General features: G+C 43.3%; 1 pseudogene. It reads left to right on the top strand.

The annotated features are described in order from the left end of the window. Nucleotides 1–245, top strand: a pseudogene (locus tag V6251_RS15495) (hypothetical protein); the annotation flags it as partial.

Raw genomic sequence — 245 nt, forward strand, 5'->3', positions numbered from 1 at the left:
TGGAACAGATCCAAATGATGCATGTGAGTATGTAATCGCAAGTATTACATTACCAATCGACTCAGGCGCAGATTGTGATAACGACGGATTATTAGATGTAGAGGAGATTACAGGCGTAGATGATCCAACTACACCAGCAGATCCAGCAGGAAACACAACAGACCCAACAGATCCAGATACAGATGGAGACGGAGTAACAGATGGACAAGAAGCATTAGATGGAACAGATCCAAATGATGCATGTG

It is taken from the genome of Olleya sp. Ti.3.14 (genome assembly GCF_038154885.1).
Classification (GTDB): domain Bacteria; phylum Bacteroidota; class Bacteroidia; order Flavobacteriales; family Flavobacteriaceae; genus Olleya.